Annotated in this window: 1 protein-coding gene; it reads left to right on the top strand. The window is 38.3% G+C overall.

Going from position 1 to position 253, the window contains the following annotated elements; genetic code table 11:
- Window positions 1–253 (top strand): hypothetical protein (locus tag SB749_RS20180; RefSeq protein WP_410711877.1); only part of this gene is annotated, 253 nt, incomplete at both ends.

Below are 253 nucleotides of genomic sequence, written 5' to 3'. Positions count from 1 at the left end.
CATCAAATTGAGCTTGGTGGAATTGTGGCTGATACAAAAAAAATAACTGTTGGCCGCGCTAATCTTCGTTTAAATGATCACGAGAGTGTCTCAACAAGTAATAACTCCTTCAAAAAGCTGGCACTTAGTTTACCCAAAGAGCGGCCGAAAATTGATATCAAAAGATTGTTAATTACCCACCCACAACTTCATGATGAACTAGTGGTTAGCATTGGTGAAGAGAAGCTAAATACATTTGTGATTTCAGGTGATG

It is taken from the genome of Brevibacterium sp. SIMBA_078 (assembly GCF_046534565.1).
GTDB lineage: Bacteria > Actinomycetota > Actinomycetes > Actinomycetales > Brevibacteriaceae > Brevibacterium.
Note: the sequence above shows the minus strand (reverse complement) of the source record. Positions and strands in the feature narration are given on the sequence as shown.